The organism is Listeria rocourtiae FSL F6-920, from assembly GCF_000525975.1.
GTDB classification, from domain to species: Bacteria; Bacillota; Bacilli; order Lactobacillales; family Listeriaceae; genus Listeria_A; species Listeria_A rocourtiae.
On sequence record NZ_AODK01000022.1, the window covers coordinates 41,476 to 57,487 of the forward strand.

29 protein-coding genes and 1 pseudogene are annotated in these 16,012 nt (G+C 40.7%); all 30 read left to right on the forward strand.

Features of this window, described 5'->3' with window-relative positions:
- Window positions 1-22 precede the first annotated feature (22 nt).
- Window positions 23-652: a 50S ribosomal protein L3 gene (gene rplC, locus PROCOU_RS08345; RefSeq protein ID WP_036071382.1), complete on the forward strand. Its 630-nt coding sequence runs from the start codon at window positions 23-25 to the stop codon at window positions 650-652.
- 26 nt (window positions 653-678) lie between these two features.
- Window positions 679-1,302 (forward strand): 50S ribosomal protein L4, encoded by a 624-nt coding sequence (rplD, locus tag PROCOU_RS08350; RefSeq protein WP_036071383.1) that lies wholly within the window; start codon window positions 679-681, stop codon window positions 1,300-1,302.
- Window positions 1,302-1,587: pseudogene (gene rplW, locus PROCOU_RS08355) on the forward strand (50S ribosomal protein L23). Before rplD ends, rplW begins: the two are co-directional and overlap by 1 nt.
- 36 nt (window positions 1,588-1,623) lie before the next feature.
- A complete protein-coding gene (rplB, locus tag PROCOU_RS08360; protein ID WP_036060259.1) occupies window positions 1,624-2,457 on the forward strand; it encodes a 50S ribosomal protein L2 in 834 nt (277 codons plus the stop codon).
- A 90-nt stretch (window positions 2,458-2,547) separates the two neighbouring features.
- Window positions 2,548-2,826, forward strand: coding sequence for a 30S ribosomal protein S19 (rpsS, locus tag PROCOU_RS08365; protein WP_036065502.1), 279 nt, complete (start codon window positions 2,548-2,550; stop codon window positions 2,824-2,826).
- A 19-nt stretch (window positions 2,827-2,845) separates the two neighbouring features.
- Complete coding sequence (rplV, locus tag PROCOU_RS08370) at window positions 2,846-3,190, forward strand: 50S ribosomal protein L22 (RefSeq protein WP_036071384.1); 345 nt, start codon at window positions 2,846-2,848, stop codon at window positions 3,188-3,190.
- A 3-nt stretch (window positions 3,191-3,193) separates the two neighbouring features.
- Window positions 3,194-3,850 (forward strand): 30S ribosomal protein S3, encoded by a 657-nt coding sequence (gene rpsC / locus PROCOU_RS08375; protein ID WP_036071385.1) that lies wholly within the window; start codon window positions 3,194-3,196, stop codon window positions 3,848-3,850.
- Between the two features lie 2 nt (window positions 3,851-3,852).
- Complete coding sequence (gene rplP, locus PROCOU_RS08380; RefSeq protein ID WP_036071386.1) at window positions 3,853-4,290, forward strand: 50S ribosomal protein L16; 438 nt, start codon at window positions 3,853-3,855, stop codon at window positions 4,288-4,290.
- Window positions 4,277-4,468, forward strand: a complete 192-nt coding sequence (gene rpmC, locus PROCOU_RS08385; RefSeq protein ID WP_036060270.1) for a 50S ribosomal protein L29 — start codon at window positions 4,277-4,279, stop codon at window positions 4,466-4,468. Before rplP ends, rpmC begins: the two co-directional genes overlap by 14 nt.
- Before the next feature lie 27 nt (window positions 4,469-4,495).
- The gene (rpsQ, locus tag PROCOU_RS08390; protein ID WP_036071387.1) at window positions 4,496-4,759 is read left to right on the forward strand and encodes a 30S ribosomal protein S17; all 264 of its coding nucleotides are present in this window, start codon (window positions 4,496-4,498) and stop codon (window positions 4,757-4,759) included.
- A 77-nt stretch (window positions 4,760-4,836) separates the two neighbouring features.
- Window positions 4,837-5,205 (forward strand): 50S ribosomal protein L14, encoded by a 369-nt coding sequence (gene rplN, locus PROCOU_RS08395; RefSeq protein ID WP_036071388.1) that lies wholly within the window; start codon window positions 4,837-4,839, stop codon window positions 5,203-5,205.
- Window positions 5,206-5,243: 38 nt separating this feature from the next.
- On the forward strand, window positions 5,244-5,564 hold the full coding sequence (gene rplX, locus PROCOU_RS08400) for a 50S ribosomal protein L24 (protein ID WP_036071389.1): 321 nt from the start codon (window positions 5,244-5,246) through the stop codon (window positions 5,562-5,564).
- A 28-nt stretch (window positions 5,565-5,592) separates the two neighbouring features.
- Window positions 5,593-6,132, forward strand: coding sequence for a 50S ribosomal protein L5 (gene rplE, locus PROCOU_RS08405; RefSeq protein WP_036065509.1), 540 nt, complete (start codon window positions 5,593-5,595; stop codon window positions 6,130-6,132).
- Between the two features lie 39 nt (window positions 6,133-6,171).
- Window positions 6,172-6,357 (forward strand): type Z 30S ribosomal protein S14, encoded by a 186-nt coding sequence (locus PROCOU_RS17160; protein ID WP_077912491.1) that lies wholly within the window; start codon window positions 6,172-6,174, stop codon window positions 6,355-6,357.
- Between the two features lie 32 nt (window positions 6,358-6,389).
- Window positions 6,390-6,788 (forward strand): 30S ribosomal protein S8, encoded by a 399-nt coding sequence (gene rpsH / locus PROCOU_RS08410; RefSeq protein WP_036065514.1) that lies wholly within the window; start codon window positions 6,390-6,392, stop codon window positions 6,786-6,788.
- 29 nt (window positions 6,789-6,817) lie between these two features.
- Window positions 6,818-7,354, forward strand: coding sequence for a 50S ribosomal protein L6 (gene rplF / locus PROCOU_RS08415; protein WP_036071390.1), 537 nt, complete (start codon window positions 6,818-6,820; stop codon window positions 7,352-7,354).
- 33 nt (window positions 7,355-7,387) lie between these two features.
- On the forward strand, window positions 7,388-7,747 hold the full coding sequence (rplR, locus tag PROCOU_RS08420; RefSeq protein WP_036071391.1) for a 50S ribosomal protein L18: 360 nt from the start codon (window positions 7,388-7,390) through the stop codon (window positions 7,745-7,747).
- A 21-nt stretch (window positions 7,748-7,768) separates the two neighbouring features.
- Window positions 7,769-8,272, forward strand: a complete 504-nt coding sequence (gene rpsE / locus PROCOU_RS08425; protein WP_036071392.1) for a 30S ribosomal protein S5 — start codon at window positions 7,769-7,771, stop codon at window positions 8,270-8,272.
- A gap of 16 nt (window positions 8,273-8,288) precedes the next feature.
- Window positions 8,289-8,468, forward strand: coding sequence for a 50S ribosomal protein L30 (gene rpmD / locus PROCOU_RS08430; RefSeq protein ID WP_003720933.1), 180 nt, complete (start codon window positions 8,289-8,291; stop codon window positions 8,466-8,468).
- A gap of 52 nt (window positions 8,469-8,520) precedes the next feature.
- Window positions 8,521-8,961 carry a 50S ribosomal protein L15 gene (rplO, locus tag PROCOU_RS08435; RefSeq protein ID WP_036071394.1) on the forward strand — a complete coding sequence of 147 codons (441 nt, stop codon included), beginning with the start codon at window positions 8,521-8,523 and terminating at the stop codon, window positions 8,959-8,961.
- On the forward strand, window positions 8,961-10,262 hold the full coding sequence (secY, locus tag PROCOU_RS08440) for a preprotein translocase subunit SecY (protein WP_036071395.1): 1,302 nt from the start codon (window positions 8,961-8,963) through the stop codon (window positions 10,260-10,262). Before rplO ends, secY begins: the two co-directional genes overlap by 1 nt.
- Before the next feature lie 67 nt (window positions 10,263-10,329).
- Window positions 10,330-10,977: an adenylate kinase gene (locus PROCOU_RS08445; protein WP_036071396.1), complete on the forward strand. Its 648-nt coding sequence runs from the start codon at window positions 10,330-10,332 to the stop codon at window positions 10,975-10,977.
- Window positions 10,978-11,359: 382 nt separating this feature from the next.
- Window positions 11,360-11,578, forward strand: coding sequence for a translation initiation factor IF-1 (gene infA, locus PROCOU_RS08450; RefSeq protein WP_036060296.1), 219 nt, complete (start codon window positions 11,360-11,362; stop codon window positions 11,576-11,578).
- Between the two features lie 101 nt (window positions 11,579-11,679).
- Window positions 11,680-11,793 carry a 50S ribosomal protein L36 gene (gene rpmJ, locus PROCOU_RS08455; RefSeq protein WP_003156543.1) on the forward strand — a complete coding sequence of 38 codons (114 nt, stop codon included), beginning with the start codon at window positions 11,680-11,682 and terminating at the stop codon, window positions 11,791-11,793.
- 18 nt (window positions 11,794-11,811) lie between these two features.
- Complete coding sequence (gene rpsM, locus PROCOU_RS08460) at window positions 11,812-12,177, forward strand: 30S ribosomal protein S13 (RefSeq protein ID WP_036071398.1); 366 nt, start codon at window positions 11,812-11,814, stop codon at window positions 12,175-12,177.
- A gap of 31 nt (window positions 12,178-12,208) precedes the next feature.
- Window positions 12,209-12,598, forward strand: coding sequence for a 30S ribosomal protein S11 (rpsK, locus tag PROCOU_RS08465; protein WP_036071400.1), 390 nt, complete (start codon window positions 12,209-12,211; stop codon window positions 12,596-12,598).
- A 94-nt stretch (window positions 12,599-12,692) separates the two neighbouring features.
- A complete protein-coding gene (locus PROCOU_RS08470) occupies window positions 12,693-13,637 on the forward strand; it encodes a DNA-directed RNA polymerase subunit alpha (protein WP_036071402.1) in 945 nt (314 codons plus the stop codon).
- 27 nt (window positions 13,638-13,664) lie between these two features.
- Window positions 13,665-14,072 (forward strand): 50S ribosomal protein L17, encoded by a 408-nt coding sequence (rplQ, locus tag PROCOU_RS08475; RefSeq protein WP_036065525.1) that lies wholly within the window; start codon window positions 13,665-13,667, stop codon window positions 14,070-14,072.
- Between the two features lie 266 nt (window positions 14,073-14,338).
- Window positions 14,339-15,016, forward strand: a complete 678-nt coding sequence (locus PROCOU_RS08480; RefSeq protein WP_243832129.1) for a VIT1/CCC1 transporter family protein — start codon at window positions 14,339-14,341, stop codon at window positions 15,014-15,016.
- Window positions 15,017-15,131: 115 nt separating this feature from the next.
- The gene (locus PROCOU_RS08485) at window positions 15,132-16,007 is read left to right on the forward strand and encodes a shikimate dehydrogenase (RefSeq protein ID WP_133620830.1); all 876 of its coding nucleotides are present in this window, start codon (window positions 15,132-15,134) and stop codon (window positions 16,005-16,007) included.
- The last annotated feature ends 5 nt before the right edge of the window (window positions 16,008-16,012 follow it).

The following is a 16,012-nucleotide window of genomic DNA, read 5'->3' on the forward strand; positions in this document are numbered from 1 at the left end:
AAAATAACAGGAGGTGTGACTCATGACCAAAGGAATCTTAGGTAGAAAAGTAGGGATGACACAAGTTTTCACTGAAAACGGCGAACTTATTCCAGTAACAGTAATCGAAGCGGGTGCTAACGTAGTACTTCAAAAGAAAACTGTTGATACGGACGGATATGAAGCAATTCAAATCGGTTTCGAGGATAAGCGCGAAAAGTTGTCAAACAAACCCGAAAAAGGTCATGTAGAAAAAGCCAATACTACTCCTAAGCGCTTCATTCGCGAATTACGCGATGTAAACTTAGACGAGTATGAGATTGGTGCAGAAATTAAAGTAGACGTATTCGCAGAAGGTGACATCGTCGACGCGACAGGCGTATCGAAAGGTAAAGGATTCCAAGGTGTTATCAAACGCCACGGACAATCTCGTGGACCAATGGCCCACGGATCGCGTTACCATCGTCGCCCAGGTTCAATGGGTCCTGTAGCACCTAACCGCGTATTCAAAAATAAATTACTTCCAGGTCGTATGGGTGGAGATCAAATCACTATCCAAAACCTAGAAATCGTCAAAGTAGACGTAGAAAAGAATGTTCTTTTAGTTAAAGGAAATGTTCCAGGAGCTAAAAAAGCGCTTATTCAAATCAAATCAGCAATCAAATCAAGATAATTTAATTGGAAAGGAGGACTAACAAAATGCCCAACGTAGCTTTATTGAAACAAGATGGAACAAAAGCTGGCGAAATTACACTTAACGATACTATTTTCGGTATTGAACCAAATGAAAAAGTGGTTGTTGATGTAATTTTGAGTCAACGAGCTTCCTTACGTCAAGGAACTCATAAAGTAAAAGGCCGCTCAGAAGTACGAGGCGGTGGACGTAAACCATGGCGTCAAAAAGGTACTGGTCGTGCCCGTCAAGGTTCGATTCGTTCCCCACAATGGCGTGGAGGCGGTATCGTATTCGGTCCAACACCACGTAGCTATGCTTACAAATTACCTAAGAAAGTTCGTCGTTTAGCGATCAAATCGATCCTTTCTTCTAAAGTAAAAGAAGAAAGCCTAGTAGTATTAGAAGGTTTAACTTTCTCTGCTCCTAAGACTAAAGAGTTCACGGCTTTCCTTAAGAATATCTCTGTAGATACAAAAGCATTGGTAGTAGTAGCCGATGAAAGTGAAAATGTAGAACTATCTGCACGTAACTTACAAGGCATTAAAGTTATTCCAGCTCAAAGTATCTCAGTACTAGATGTTGCTAAACATGATAAGCTAATTATCACGAAAGCAGCTCTTGAACAAGTAGAGGAGGTGCTTGCATAATGGATGCACGCGACATCATTAAGCGCCCAATTATCACTGAGCAATCAACAAGTGTTTTAGACGACAAGAAATACACATTTGAAGTTGATACACGCGCTACTAAAACGCACGTAAAAAAAAGCTATCGAAGAAATTTTCGAAGTTAAAGTTGCGAAAGTAAACGTAATGAACTACAAAGGTAAAATGAAACGCATGGGTCGTTACGCTGGCTATACAAACAAGCGTCGTAAAGCTATTGTGACACTTACTGGCGATAGCAAAGAAATCCAATTTTTCGAAGTTTAATACTTCTATGAATTGAACTAATAAGGAGGGAATACAATGGCGATTAAAAAGTATAAACCTACCACAAACGGCCGTCGTCACATGACGAGTTCAGATTTTGCTGAGATTACTACAAGTACTCCAGAAAAAGCTTTACTACGTCCTCTGAAAAAGAAGGCTGGTCGTAATAACCAAGGTAAGTTAACTGTTCGTCATCACGGTGGAGGACACAAACGTCAATACCGCGTGATCGATTTTAAACGTAATAAAGATGGTATTCCAGGACGCGTTGCTACGATCGAATATGATCCTAACCGTTCTGCTAACATCGCATTAATTCACTACGTTGATGGAGAAAAACGCTACATCATCGCAGCGAAAGGCTTAGAAGTAGGCCAAACAATTTATTCAGGTTCAGAGGCGGATATCAAAGTTGGTAACGCACTAGAACTTAAAGATATTCCAGTGGGTACTGTTATCCACAATATCGAAATGAAGCCTGGTAAAGGTGGACAATTAGTACGTTCAGCTGGAACAAGTGCTCAAGTACTTGGTAAAGAAGGCAAATACGTATTAATCCGTCTTAACTCTGGTGAGGTTCGTATGATTCTTTCTACTTGTCGTGCTACTATCGGCCAAGTTGGTAACGAACAACACGAACTTATCAACATTGGTAAAGCAGGTCGTTCACGTTGGATGGGTAAACGCCCAACAGTTCGTGGATCTGTCATGAACCCGAATGATCACCCTCACGGTGGTGGTGAAGGTAAAGCACCAATCGGACGTAAATCACCAATGTCTCCTTGGGGCAAACCAACACTTGGTTACAAAACTCGTAAGAAAAACAATAACTCCGATAAATTTATCGTACGTCGTCGTAAGAAAAAATAATTGGATTTGTACTTTAAACGATTTTATAGGTAGCAGGAACGGGCAAGCACTAGCTTTCCGATTCCTGACTATGCGAAGGGAGGTTCCAACATGGGCCGTAGCTTGAAAAAAGGACCTTTTGTAGATGATCATTTGATGAAGAAGGTTGAGGCAGCTGATGCAAGCGAAAAGAAACAAGTTATCAAAACTTGGTCTCGTCGTTCAACAATTTTCCCAGTATTCGTTGGTCAAACGATTGCTGTATATGATGGTCGCAAACACGTTCCAGTCTATATCCAAGAAGATATGGTAGGACACAAATTAGGTGAATTCGCACCAACTCGTACGTACCGTGGTCATGCGGGCGACGATAAAAAAACAAGACGTTAATTGAGAGGAGGATATCCTAATGACAACTGCAAAAGCCGTTGCAAAAACTGTTCGTATTGCTCCTCGTAAAGTTAGATTAGTAATTGATCTAATCCGTGGTAAGCAAGTCGGTGAAGCCGTTGCTATTCTAAAACTTACTCCAAAAGCTGCTTCTCCAGTTATCGAGAAAGTTTTAAAATCAGCAGTCGCAAACGCTGAGCACAATTATGATTTAGATGTAAATAACCTAGTAATTTCTGAGGCATTCGTTGACGAAGGCCCAACATTGAAACGTTTCCGTCCACGTGCAATGGGACGCGCAAGCGCAATTAATAAACGTACAAGCCACATTACAGTCGTGGTATCTGAAGTCGAGGAGGGATAATTCGTGGGCCAAAAAATACATCCAATTGGTATGCGTGTCGGTATCATTCGTGATTGGGATTCAAAATGGTATGCTGGTAAAGAATACGCGAACTTCTTACATGAAGATATACGTATCCGTGATTATATCGCGAAAAACTTATCAGATGCTTCTGTATCTCGCATCGAAATCGAACGCGCTGCAAGCCGTGTAAACATCACAATCCACACTGCTAAACCAGGTATGGTTATCGGTAAAGGTGGATCTGAGGTTGAATCTTTACGTAAAAACCTAAATGAACTTACAGGTAAACGAGTTCATATCAATATTGTAGAAATTAAGAGAGCAGATCTTGATGCTAAATTAGTAGCAGAAGGAATCGCTCGTCAATTAGAAAGTCGTGTATCGTTCCGACGTGCACAAAAACAAGCAATCCAACGTACAATGCGTGCGGGTGCTCGTGGAATCAAAACTCAAGTTTCCGGCCGTCTAGGTGGAGCGGATATCGCTCGTGCGGAACATTACAGTGAAGGAACAGTTCCTCTTCATACATTGCGTGCTGATATCGATTACGCATGGGAAGAAGCTGACACAACTTATGGTAAATTAGGCGTTAAAGTCTGGATTTATCGCGGTGAAGTCCTTCCTACGAAGAAAACAAATGTGGAAGGAGGAAAATAATAATGTTAGTTCCAAAACGTGTTAAATACCGTCGTGAGTTCCGTGGTAACATGCGTGGACGCGCAAAAGGCGGAACAGAAGTAGCATTTGGTGAGTATGGTCTTCAAGCAGTTGATGCTTCATGGATCACTAACCGTCAAATCGAAGCTGCCCGTATTGCAATGACTCGTTACATGAAACGTGGCGGTAAAGTTTGGATTAAAATTTTCCCTCATAAATCTTACACATCTAAGCCAATCGGTGTTCGGATGGGTAAAGGTAAAGGTGCTCCGGAAGGTTGGGTAAGCCCAGTTAAACGTGGCAAAATCATGTTCGAAATCGCAGGTGTATCTGAAGAAGTAGCGCGTGAAGCATTACGTCTTGCAGCACATAAACTACCTGTTAAAACAAAAATCGTGAAACGCGAAGAAATTGGTGGTGAAGCAAATGAAAGCAACTGATATCCGTGAATTGTCAACTACTGAAATTCAAGATAAAGAGAAATCTCTAAAAGAAGAGCTTTTCAACCTGCGCTTTCAATTAGCTACTGGCCAATTGGAAAACACTGCACGCATCCGTGAAGTGCGCAAAGCGATTGCTCGCATGAAAACAATCGTTCGTGAAAGAGAACTTGCTTAAAATTAATTCAGGAGGAGGTTTTAATACATGTCTGAACGTAACCAACGTAAAGTATATACAGGACGTGTTGTATCCGACAAAATGGATAAAACAGTTACTGTCGTTGTTGAAACGTATAAGAAACACAAGCTTTATGGTAAGCGAGTGAAGTATTCTAAAAAATTCAAAGCACATGATGAAAACAATGTAGCTAAAACAGGCGATTTAGTGCGTATTGCTGAAACTCGTCCATTATCGGCGACTAAACGTTTCCGCTTGCTAGATGTTGTTGAGAAAGCTGTCATCGTTTAAATCGTGAGCTATAGCAATAAAAGTTTTACTAGGAAAAATAAATTTCCTGATTGTATGTCTGGAAGGAGGGTATCCTAATGATTCAACAAGAAAGTCGTTTGAAAGTCGCTGATAACTCTGGTGCTCGTGAAGTATTAACAATTAAAGTACTAGGCGGATCAGGACGCAAAACTGCCAACATTGGTGACGTTATCGTGTGTACTGTTAAACAAGCAACACCAGGTGGCGTTGTCAAAAAAGGTGAAGTAGTTAGAGCGGTAATCGTTCGTACTAAGAGTGGAGCACGTCGTCAAGATGGTTCTTACATCAAATTTGATGAAAATGCATGTGTTATAATCCGTGACGATAAAAGTCCTCGTGGAACACGTATTTTTGGACCTGTTGCACGCGAACTTCGTGATAGCAACTTTATGAAGATCGTTTCTTTAGCTCCAGAAGTTCTTTAAAATACAGTAGTTTCAATCTCAAGGAGGTGCTAGACCCAATGCATGTCAAAAAAGGTGATAAAGTTCAAGTTATTACTGGTAAAGATAAAGGTAAATCCGGCAAAATCATCGCTGCTTTTCCTAAGAAAGACCGCGTGATTGTTGAAGGACTTAACATGGTTAAAAAACATACAAAACCATCAAACGTTAACCCGCAAGGTGGAATTTTAAATGTTGAAGCACCGATTCACGTATCTAACGTAATGCTTATCGATCCTAAGACTGGTGAACCAACTCGTGTGAACCGTGAAATCAAGGATGGTAAGAAAGTACGCGTAGCTAAAAAATCCGGTGAAATTATAAAAGACGCAACTAAATAAAAGTATTTGAGGAAGGAGGGAATATTACATGAATCGCCTTAAAGATAGATATCTTAAGGAAATTGTTCCTGCTTTAATGAGCAAATTCAATTATGACTCCGTAATGGAGGTACCAAAAATCGATAAAATCGTAATCAACACTGGTGTTGGTGATGCAACAGCAAATGCGAAAGTTTTGGATAGTGCAGTGGAAGAGTTAGCTCTAATCACTGGTCAAAAACCTGTAATCACAAAAGCGAAAAATTCAATCGCTGGTTTCCGTCTTCGTGAAGGAATGCCAATCGGTGCGAAAGTAACGCTACGTGGAGACCGCATGTATGATTTCTTAGACAAATTAATTACTGTTTCCCTACCACGTGTTCGTGACTTCCGTGGGGTTTCTAAAAAAGCCTTCGATGGTCGCGGTAACTACACGCTAGGTGTTAGAGAGCAATTAATTTTCCCTGAAATTGATTACGATAAAGTAAGCAAAGTTCGCGGAATGGACGTAGTAATCGTTACTACTGCAAAATCTGACGAAGAATCCAAAGAATTACTGACACATGTTGGAATGCCGTTTCAAAAGTAATCCAAATAGTAATCAATAAATTAGTAGGGAGGCGCAAACGTGGCTAAAAAATCAATGATCGCGAAGCAAAAACGCACACCGAAACATCCTGTTCAAGCTTACACTCGTTGTGAACGTTGTGGTCGTCCACATTCCGTTATTCGCAAATTTAGACTATGCCGTATCTGCTTCCGTGAACTTGCCTATAAAGGACAAATTCCCGGCGTCAGAAAAGCAAGCTGGTAAAAACCCAATAATGGGAAGGAGGTAAATTTTTCATGGTGATGACAGATCCTATCGCAGATTTTCTAACTCGTATTCGTAATGCCAATATGGTACGTCACGATAAATTAGAAGTTCCTGCTTCAAAAATTAAAAAAGAAGTCGCTGAAATCCTTAAAAGAGAAGGTTTCGTACGTGACGTTGAGTATATTCAAGACGACAAACAAGGTACAATCCGTGTTTTCCTTAAATATGGTGCAGCAAACGAGCGTGTAATTACTGGGCTTAAACGTATCAGTAAACCAGGTCTTCGTGTTTACGCTAAAGCTGATGAGGTGCCAAAAGTACTTAACGGTTTAGGTATTGCAATTGTATCTACTTCTCAAGGTTTGTTAACTGACAAAGAAGCTCGCGCTAAACAAGTGGGCGGAGAAGTATTAGCATACGTTTGGTAAGAATAGAAAATCACAAGGAGGTGCAATAAATGTCCCGTATAGGTAAAAAGACAATTGTTATTCCAGCTGGTGTTACTGTAACATTGGATGGTTCAACAGCAACTGTTAAGGGTCCTAAAGGTGAGCTTGTAAAAACTTTTAACCCTGATATCTCAATCAATATCGAAGGTAGCGAGATTAATGTGACTCGTCCTTCTGACAATAAAACACACCGTGCTCTTCATGGTACAACACGTGCTATCTTAAATAACATGGTTGTCGGCGTATCTGAAGGTTACGAAAAAACTCTTGAGCTTATTGGTGTCGGTTACCGTGCTGCAAAACAAGGTACTACACTTGTTTTAAACGTTGGTTACTCTCATCCAGTAGAATTCGAAGCTCGTCCAGGCGTTGAAGTGGAAGTACCAGCAAACACGAAAGTTATCGTTCGCGGTATTAACAAAGAACACGTTGGCGAATTGGCTGCAAATATCCGTTCCGTACGTCCGCCAGAGCCTTATAAAGGTAAAGGTATCCGTTACGAAGGCGAATTTGTACGTCGTAAAGAAGGTAAGACTGGTAAATAATGCCGCGTAAAGCGAAGAGAAGAGGTGAGTCGTGTGATTACCAAAATCGACAAAAATAAAGTGCGTAAAAAAAGACATGGTCGTGTTCGTTCTAAGATTTCTGGAACTGCAGCTCGTCCACGCTTGAACGTATTCCGTTCAAACAAAAACATTTATGCTCAACTTATCGATGATGTTAACGGTGTAACAATCGCTAGCGCATCTAACGTAGATAAAGATTTCCCTAAAGCGGAGTCCAAAGTTGACGCTGCTACAAAAGTAGGCGAAATCGTTGCAAAACGCGCTGCAGAAAAAGGTGTTAAAGCTGTTGTATTTGATCGCGGAGGTTACTTATACCACGGTCGTGTGCAAGCTTTGGCTGAAGCTGCTCGTGAAAATGGATTGGAATTTTAATAAGAAGGAGGGACAACTTACATGCCTCAACAAATCGATGGAAACAAATTAGAATTAGAAGAACGCGTAGTTACTATCAACCGTGTTGCGAAAGTAGTTAAGGGTGGTCGTCGTTTCCGTTTTTCAGCGCTCGTAGTCGTTGGAGATAAAAACGGTCATGTTGGATTCGGTACTGGTAAAGCGCAAGAAGTTCCAGATGCTATCCGTAAAGCAATTGACGATGCTAAGAAGAATATGATCTTCGTACCAACTGTTGACACTACAATCCCACACACAACAATCGGTCATTTTGGTGGCGGAGAAATTCTCCTAAAACCTGCAAGTGCCGGTTCTGGTGTAACTGCTGGTGGCCCAGTTCGTGCCGTCCTTGAGCTTGCCGGTGTTGCTGATGTGTCTAGTAAATCACTAGGTTCTAACACACCAATCAACATGGTTCGCGCTACATTTGATGGTATTAAACAACTTAAAAAAGCTGAAGATGTTGCGAAATTACGTGGCAAAACAGTTGAAGAATTACTAGGATAAGGAGGGAATAAACGTTATGGCGAAATTAGAAATTACTCTAAAACGTAGCTTAATCGGACGCCCTCAACCACAACGCAAAACAGTTCAAGCTCTTGGCTTGGGAAAAACTAATTCTGTTGTTGTAAAAGAAGATAATCCTGCAATTCGTGGGATGATCACTAAAGTTAGCCATTTAGTGGACGTTAAAGAAGTTTAAGCTATTGCTACAAATTTTAAATAAAATCAGAAATTAGGAGGAGGTGCTTGACATGAAACTTCACGAACTTAAACCTGCAGAAGGTTCTCGTAAAGAGCGTAATCGTGTTGGTCGTGGTATGAGTTCTGGTAACGGTAAAACATCAGGACGCGGTCACAAAGGTCAAAAAGCACGTTCAGGTGGCGGTGTACGCCTAGGTTTCGAAGGTGGACAACTACCATTGTTCCGTCGTATTCCAAAACGTGGTTTTACAAATATTAACCGTAAAGAATACGCTGTTGTGAACATTGATGTTTTAAATCGCTTTGAAGATGGTACAGAAGTAACACCTGAATTATTAATTGAAACAGGTATCGTCCGTAATGCAAAATCTGGAATTAAGATTTTGTCTAACGGCGCAATCGAGAAAAAACTTACGGTGAAAGCTAACAAATTCTCATCAGCTGCTAAAGAGGCTATCGAGGCTGCTGGTGGACAAACTGAGGTGATCTAATGTTTTCGACGTTGATCAATTTTTTCAGAGTGGCAGATATTCGTAAGAAAATCATGTTTACATTAGCTATGCTTGTTATTTTCCGTATCGGAACATTTATTCCGGTACCGGGAGTAGACGCAGCTACAATTCAAAAATCGATGGAAACTGGTATTCTAGGATTCTTAAATACTTTCAACGGTGGTGCGCTGAAGAACTTTTCAATCTTCGCGATGGGTGTTATGCCTTACATTACCGCATCGATTATCGTGCAACTATTACAAATGGATGTTGTACCCAAGCTTACTGAGTGGGCAAAACAAGGCGAGATGGGACGTAAGAAATCTAATCAATTGACACGTTATTTAACGATTGGGCTGGGGCTTGTCGAAGCATTCGGTATGGCTTTTGGTTTCAATAGACTGGCGGGTTCAGGGTTTATTATCGATCCTTCTATTCCTCAGTACTTGGCAATTGCAGTTGTTCTTACTACTGGTACAATGTTCTTGATGTGGTTAGGTGAACAAATTACTGTGAGCGGTGTTGGTAATGGTATTTCCATTATTATCTTTGCAGGTATCGTGGCTCGTATTCCTGATGGTATACGTTCTCTCTATGCATCGCAAATTCAAGATGCTGGTGATCAGTTGTTCGTGCGCGTTTTAATTCTTGTCGCAATTGCAGTTGCAGTTTTAGCGATTATTGTTCTCGTTATATACTTCCAACAAGCGTTGCGTAAGATTCCAATTCAATACTCAAAACGTGTCGCTGGTGCAAAAACTGGTGGGGCGCAAGCAACGCATTTACCGCTTAAACTTAACTCTGCTGGGGTTATACCGGTAATCTTTGCAAGTGCTTTTATCATTACGCCGCAAACTATTTTGAGCTTTGCCTTCGTTGATTCAACCAGCCAAGTTGTGAAAGTCTTAAAACAAATTTTTGACTATACACAACCAATTGGTATGTGTCTATATGTTGCCTTAATTATCGCATTTACTTACTTCTATGCGTTTATCCAAGTGAATCCTGAGAAAGTTGCGGATAACTTGAAAAAGCAAGGCGGCTATATTCCGAGTAAACGTCCTGGTCGTGAAACACAAGCGTATCTTACGAGTGTGCTTTACCGCCTAACTTTTGTTGGTGCAATCTTCCTTTCTGTAGTAGCAATAATGCCTACAATTGGAGCATCTGTATTTGATTTACCGCAATCTGTTGCCATTGGTGGTACTAGCTTGCTAATCGTTATCGGGGTAGCCCTTGATACAACAAAACAATTAGAAGGACAACTTGTGAAACGAAATTACCGAGGATTTATCAAATAAACACGTGGGTCGGCTGGGGGTCAAACCTCATGCCCCGACGTGTTACTAAACAAAAGGGGCGATACAGTTGAAACTAGTGTTAATGGGACTGCCCGGTGCCGGTAAGGGTACGCAAGCTGAAAAAATTGTTGCTAAATACAATATTCCTCACATTTCAACTGGGGATATGTTCCGTGCAGCAATAAAAAATGGCACAGAATTAGGTCTAAAAGCTAAATCCTTCATGGATAGCGGTAATTTAGTACCTGACGATGTGACAAACGGTATCGTTCGTGAGCGCCTAGCTGAAGATGATGCTAAGAATGGTTTTTTGCTTGATGGATTTCCACGTACCGTTGAGCAAGCCGAGGAATTAGAGAGTATTCTTTCAGACCTTGGGACAAAGCTAAATGCTGTTGTTAACATTCAAGTAGATAAAAGCAGTCTGATGAAACGTCTTACTGGTCGGTGGATTTGTTCAACTTGTGGTAAAACGTATCATGAAGTTTTTAATCCTCCGAAACAAGCGGGTATTTGTGACCTTGATGGTGCAACACTTTATCAGCGCGAGGATGACAAAGCAGAAACTGTAGAAAATCGCTTAAATGTTAACATCAAACAAACGCAACCATTGTTAGATTTTTACGGTGAAAAAGGAACTTTGTTTACGGTTAATGGAGAGCAAGATATTGATGTCGTGTTCGAAGACGTAGATAAGATTCTGACTTCATTTTAAGAAATCATCGCTTATTTTACAGTCGGTACCTATGTAGTGCAAAATGTTTTGTTTTGTAGTATAATGGGTAATTGGCAGTGCAGTGAGTTACAGCTATGCGAAACATGATGAACGAGAGATTGTCTGAGGATCATCTGGATAAATAGGAATGCTACTGGAAATAGTGATATGAAGGCGTTCGAACTCGAGCCAGATGCACTTGTACTTCCATTTTTGCGGGACCGTACTTTTACCGATTGTCTGAAGATGTATAAAATTAATTCCTTGTCGTGGGGAACGATTTTGGTATGTCTAGCGTTTTTTCATGTAATAGAATTTTACGCGAAAAGAAATGGCAGACCTGTAAATGGTCCAGTTAAAAAGAGTAAGGAGGTAGCAACTTATGGCAAAAGAAGATGTAATCGAAGTGGAAGGTACAGTGGAAGACACATTGCCTAACGCGATGTTCAAAGTTGTACTAGAAAATGGTCATACTGTTTTAGCTACAGTTTCTGGCAAAATCCGTATGCACTATATTCGTATTTTACCAGGTGATAAAGTAACGGTGGAACTTTCCCCGTATGACTTGACACGTGGCAGAATCACTTACCGTTTTAAATAATAATTTGTCGGAAATGAAATTATATACCGGTCTGGTTCGCCAGCTAGTTTTCAATCGGTTTATAGAGACATTTTCTCTAGTAAACAAGGAGGTATATCTACATGAAAGTAAGACCATCAGTAAAGCCAATCTGTGAGAAATGTAAAGTTATTCGCAGAAAAGGTAAAGTAATGGTAATTTGTGAAAATCCGAAACATAAACAAAAACAAGGATAAGAGGAGGTGCTTTTATAAATGGCACGTATTGCAGGTGTTGATGTTCCGCGCGAAAAGCGTATCGTAATATCTTTGACTTACATCTATGGTATCGGTAACCAAACGGCTAAGGATGTATTAAAAGAAGCAGGTGTTTCTGAAAATACTCGTACTCGTGATTTGACTGAGGATGAACTTGGTAAAATCCGTGAACTAGTTGACAAAATTAAGGTTGAGGGTGATCTTCGTCGTGAAGTGAACTTGAATATCAAGCGTTTGATTGAAATCGGTTCTTATCGTGGCATGCGTCATCGTCGTGGTCTACCAGTTCGTGGACAAAACACGAAGAACAACGCACGTACTCGTAAAGGCCCATTAAAAACGGTCGCAGGTAAGAAGAAATAATTAATTAGTAAGTAAAGGAGGTAGTTTGTGAATGGCTCGTAAAACTAATACTCGTAAACGTCGTGTGAAAAAGAATATCGAAGCTGGTATTGCACACATTCGTTCTACATTCAATAATACAATCGTAACGATTACTGACATGCATGGTAACGCAGTAGCATGGTCAAGTGCAGGAGCTTTAGGATTCAAAGGAGCTCGTAAATCGACACCTTTCGCAGCGCAATTAGCGGCAGAAACGTGTGCAAAAGCTGCACAAGAGCATGGTTTAAAAACTTTGGAAGTAACAGTTAAAGGACCAGGTTCAGGACGTGAAGCAGCAATTCGTGCGCTTCAAGCGGCAGGTCTTGATGTAACTGCTATTAAAGATGTGACTCCAGTTCCTCATAACGGATGTCGTCCTCCAAAACGTCGTCGTGTCTAAGTAGTCGTATTTTGTTTGCAACTTTGAACTATTGTCACGAGATTCTTCATAAGGATCTTAGCCAAAGAGACGTTTTGAAGGAGGGTAAATTTGAATGATCGAAATTGAAAAACCGAAAATCGAGACGATTGAGATCAGCGATGATGCCAAGTATGGAAAGTTTGTTGTAGAGCCACTAGAGCGTGGATATGGTACAACTTTGGGTAACTCCTTACGTCGTATTCTGTTATCTTCTCTTCCTGGTGCTGCAGTGACATCTATCCAAATCGATGGAGCGTTACATGAGTTTTCTGTAATCGAAGGTGTAGTAGAAGATGTAACAAGCATGATTTTAAATATCAAGAAACTTGCACTTAAAGTGTATGCCGAAGATGACAAAACTTTGGAAATTGATATGCAAGGCCCAGGCGTTGTAACTGCCGGCGATATTAACTATGATAGCGATGTTGAAATTCTGAATCCAGATCTTCACATTTGTACGCTTAGTGATAACGCAAAATTCCATGTTCGCCTGAATGCGGCACGTGGTCGTGGTTATACACCTGCGGATCAAAATAAACGTGAAAATATGCCAATCGGTGTGTTACCAGTAGACTCGATTTTTAGCCCGGTTATCCGTGTTAACTATCAAGTGGAAACAACACGTGTTGGACAATCCACGAATTATGATAAGCTTACTTTTGATGTTTTAACTGATGGAAGTATTAGCCCTGAAGAAGCTGTTTCCTTGGGAGCAAAAATTCTTACAGAGCATTTAAATATTTTTGTTGACTTAACAGATGAAGCCCAAAAAGCAGAAATCATGATTGAAAAAGAAGAAAGCCATAAAGAGAAAGTGCTTGAGATGACAATTGAAGAATTGGACTTATCTGTTCGTTCTTACAACTGTTTGAAACGCGCTGGAATCAATACAGTACAGGAATTAGCTGACAAATCTGAGGATGATATGATGAAAGTTCGTAACTTGGGTCGTAAATCTTTAGAAGAAGTAAAAGTGAAACTGTCTGATCTTGGCTTAGGTTTACGAAACGAAAATTAATTTTTACTTTGTGAAGGAGGGAATTCCATGGGTTACAGAAAATTAGGTCGTACTAAATCGCAACGTAAAGCATTGCTACGTGATCTAGCGACTGATTTAATCGTTTTCGAACGTATCGAAACAACAGAAGCGAAAGCAAAAGAGATTCGTTCAATCGTTGAAAAATTGATTACTTCTGGTAAAAAAGGAGACTTGCACTCTCGTCGTCAAGCAGCTGCTTTTGTACGCCACGAAGTTGTTAACGTGGTACAAAAAGAAGTGAAAGATAAAGATGGTAACACTGTGACAAAAAATCGTCCAGTTTACGCTTTGCAAAAATTATTTGATGATGTTGCTCCACGTTACGCGGAACGTCAAGGCGGATATACTCGCATCTTGAAAAAAGGTCCTCGTCGCGGTGATGGCGCACCAATGGTTATCATTGAATTAGTATAATTCATGTGTTAAAGCAAGTGGAGTGTTACGATAAGCGGCTCGCTGTCTTGTCTAGCTCTGTGTGTCTTCTCTCTCACAATTGGTGTAGGGAGAAGCGCAGGCTTTTTTTTTGTTGTGAATGGGGGGCAACCCTTATTCATGATTTTACATATGTCAAAAAAGACTTATCGATTTTTATCGATGAGTCTTTTTTTGTACGCTGTTAACTATCTTGTTTAAAGCTATGTAGTTAGATATAATGATGTATAAGATAAGGAGGTGCGCATTTGAAAAATTCAACAATGAGTCAGAAATTAAATATTCTTCGTGCAGGTGTTTTAGGCGCGAATGATGGAATAGTATCAGTAGCTGGTATTGTTATTGGTGTTGCTGGGGCAACGACGGAAGTTAGGACCATTTTTATTGCAGGGATTGCAGGTCTTGTGGCGGGTGCTTTATCGATGGCGGGCGGAGAATATGTTTCAGTTAGCACGCAAAAAGATACCGAAAAGGCTGTTATTAATAAGGAAAAAGCAGAATTGGCAAATGATTATGATGGTGAACTTGAGGAACTCGCGGATATTTATATTGAAAAAGGGCTATCCAAAGACTTAGCAAAGCAGGTTGCGACTCAATTGATGGAAAAGGATGCTCTGGCTGCGCATTCGGAAGCTGAGCTTGGCCTTCAGTTGAATGACTATGCGAATCCTTGGCAGGCAGCCTTATCATCTTTATTTTCTTTTGCCGTAGGAGCAGTTTTACCATTACTTACGATATTACTTCTACCTACAGATGCTCGAATTGCATGGACTTTTATCGCGGTTTTGATCGCACTTGCACTGACGGGCTACATTAGTGCTTATTTAGGGGAGGCACCAAAGCGAAATGCAGTTTTGCGAAACATGCTAGTTGGGATGTTGACGATGCTTGTGACATACGGAGTTGGTGCCTTTGTTGGGGTGTAAGCGAAAAAAATAGTGGAAAAGGGGACTCCATTTCTGGTATGATTGTGGAGTTGGATGAATTTACTGACTTTGCTGACAAAGGGATATTTGGGTTAGTGATACATAATAAGGAAGGATGTTTTGGAAAATGACAGAGCGAATTTCGGGAAAGACGCAGTTGATTGGATTACTAGGCACGCCGATTTCTCATAGTTTATCTCCTAAAATGCACAATGAAGCGTTTACTAGATTGGGGTTAGATTATGTTTATTTGGCGTTTGATGTTGGAACAGAGCAATTAGAGGATGTTCTAAAGGGGTATCGGGCGATGGGGATTCGCGGTTGTAATGTGACGATGCCAAATAAAGTGTTGGTGCGTGATTACTTAGATGCTCTGTCTCCTGCTGCGAAATTGGCTGGTGCAGTGAACACGATTGTAAATGAGGATGGAATTTTGACTGGGCATATTACGGATGGAACAGGGTATATGCGTGCTCTTATGGAAGAGGGCATTGATATTATTGGCGACAAAATAACGATTGCAGGTGCGGGTGGTGCTGCAACAGCGATTTGTATTCAGGCGGCGCTTGATGGAGTGAAAGAGATTTCGATTTTTAATCGTCAGGATGCGTTTTATGAGCGTGCGAAACAGCTAGTGCTTGATATTAACGCAAAAACGGCTTGTAAGGCACAATTATTTGATTTGGCTGATTTGGAATCGCTGCGAGGTGAAATCGCGAGTAGTGTTATATTTATCAATGCGACTTCGGTTGGTATGGAACCACTTGTTGGTCAAAGTGTTGTACCGGATACATCATATTTTCGACCAGGTTTGATTGTGTCGGATGTGGTTTATGTTCCAGCGAAAACGCAATTGTTAGAAATGGCGGAAGGCGTTGGATGCAAAACGGTGAATGGGCTTGGCATGATGTTATGGCAAGGTGCGAAGGCGTTTGAAATTTGGACTGGAGAAGAGATGCCAGTGGATGATATTAAAGCATTGATATTTTAAAGTGA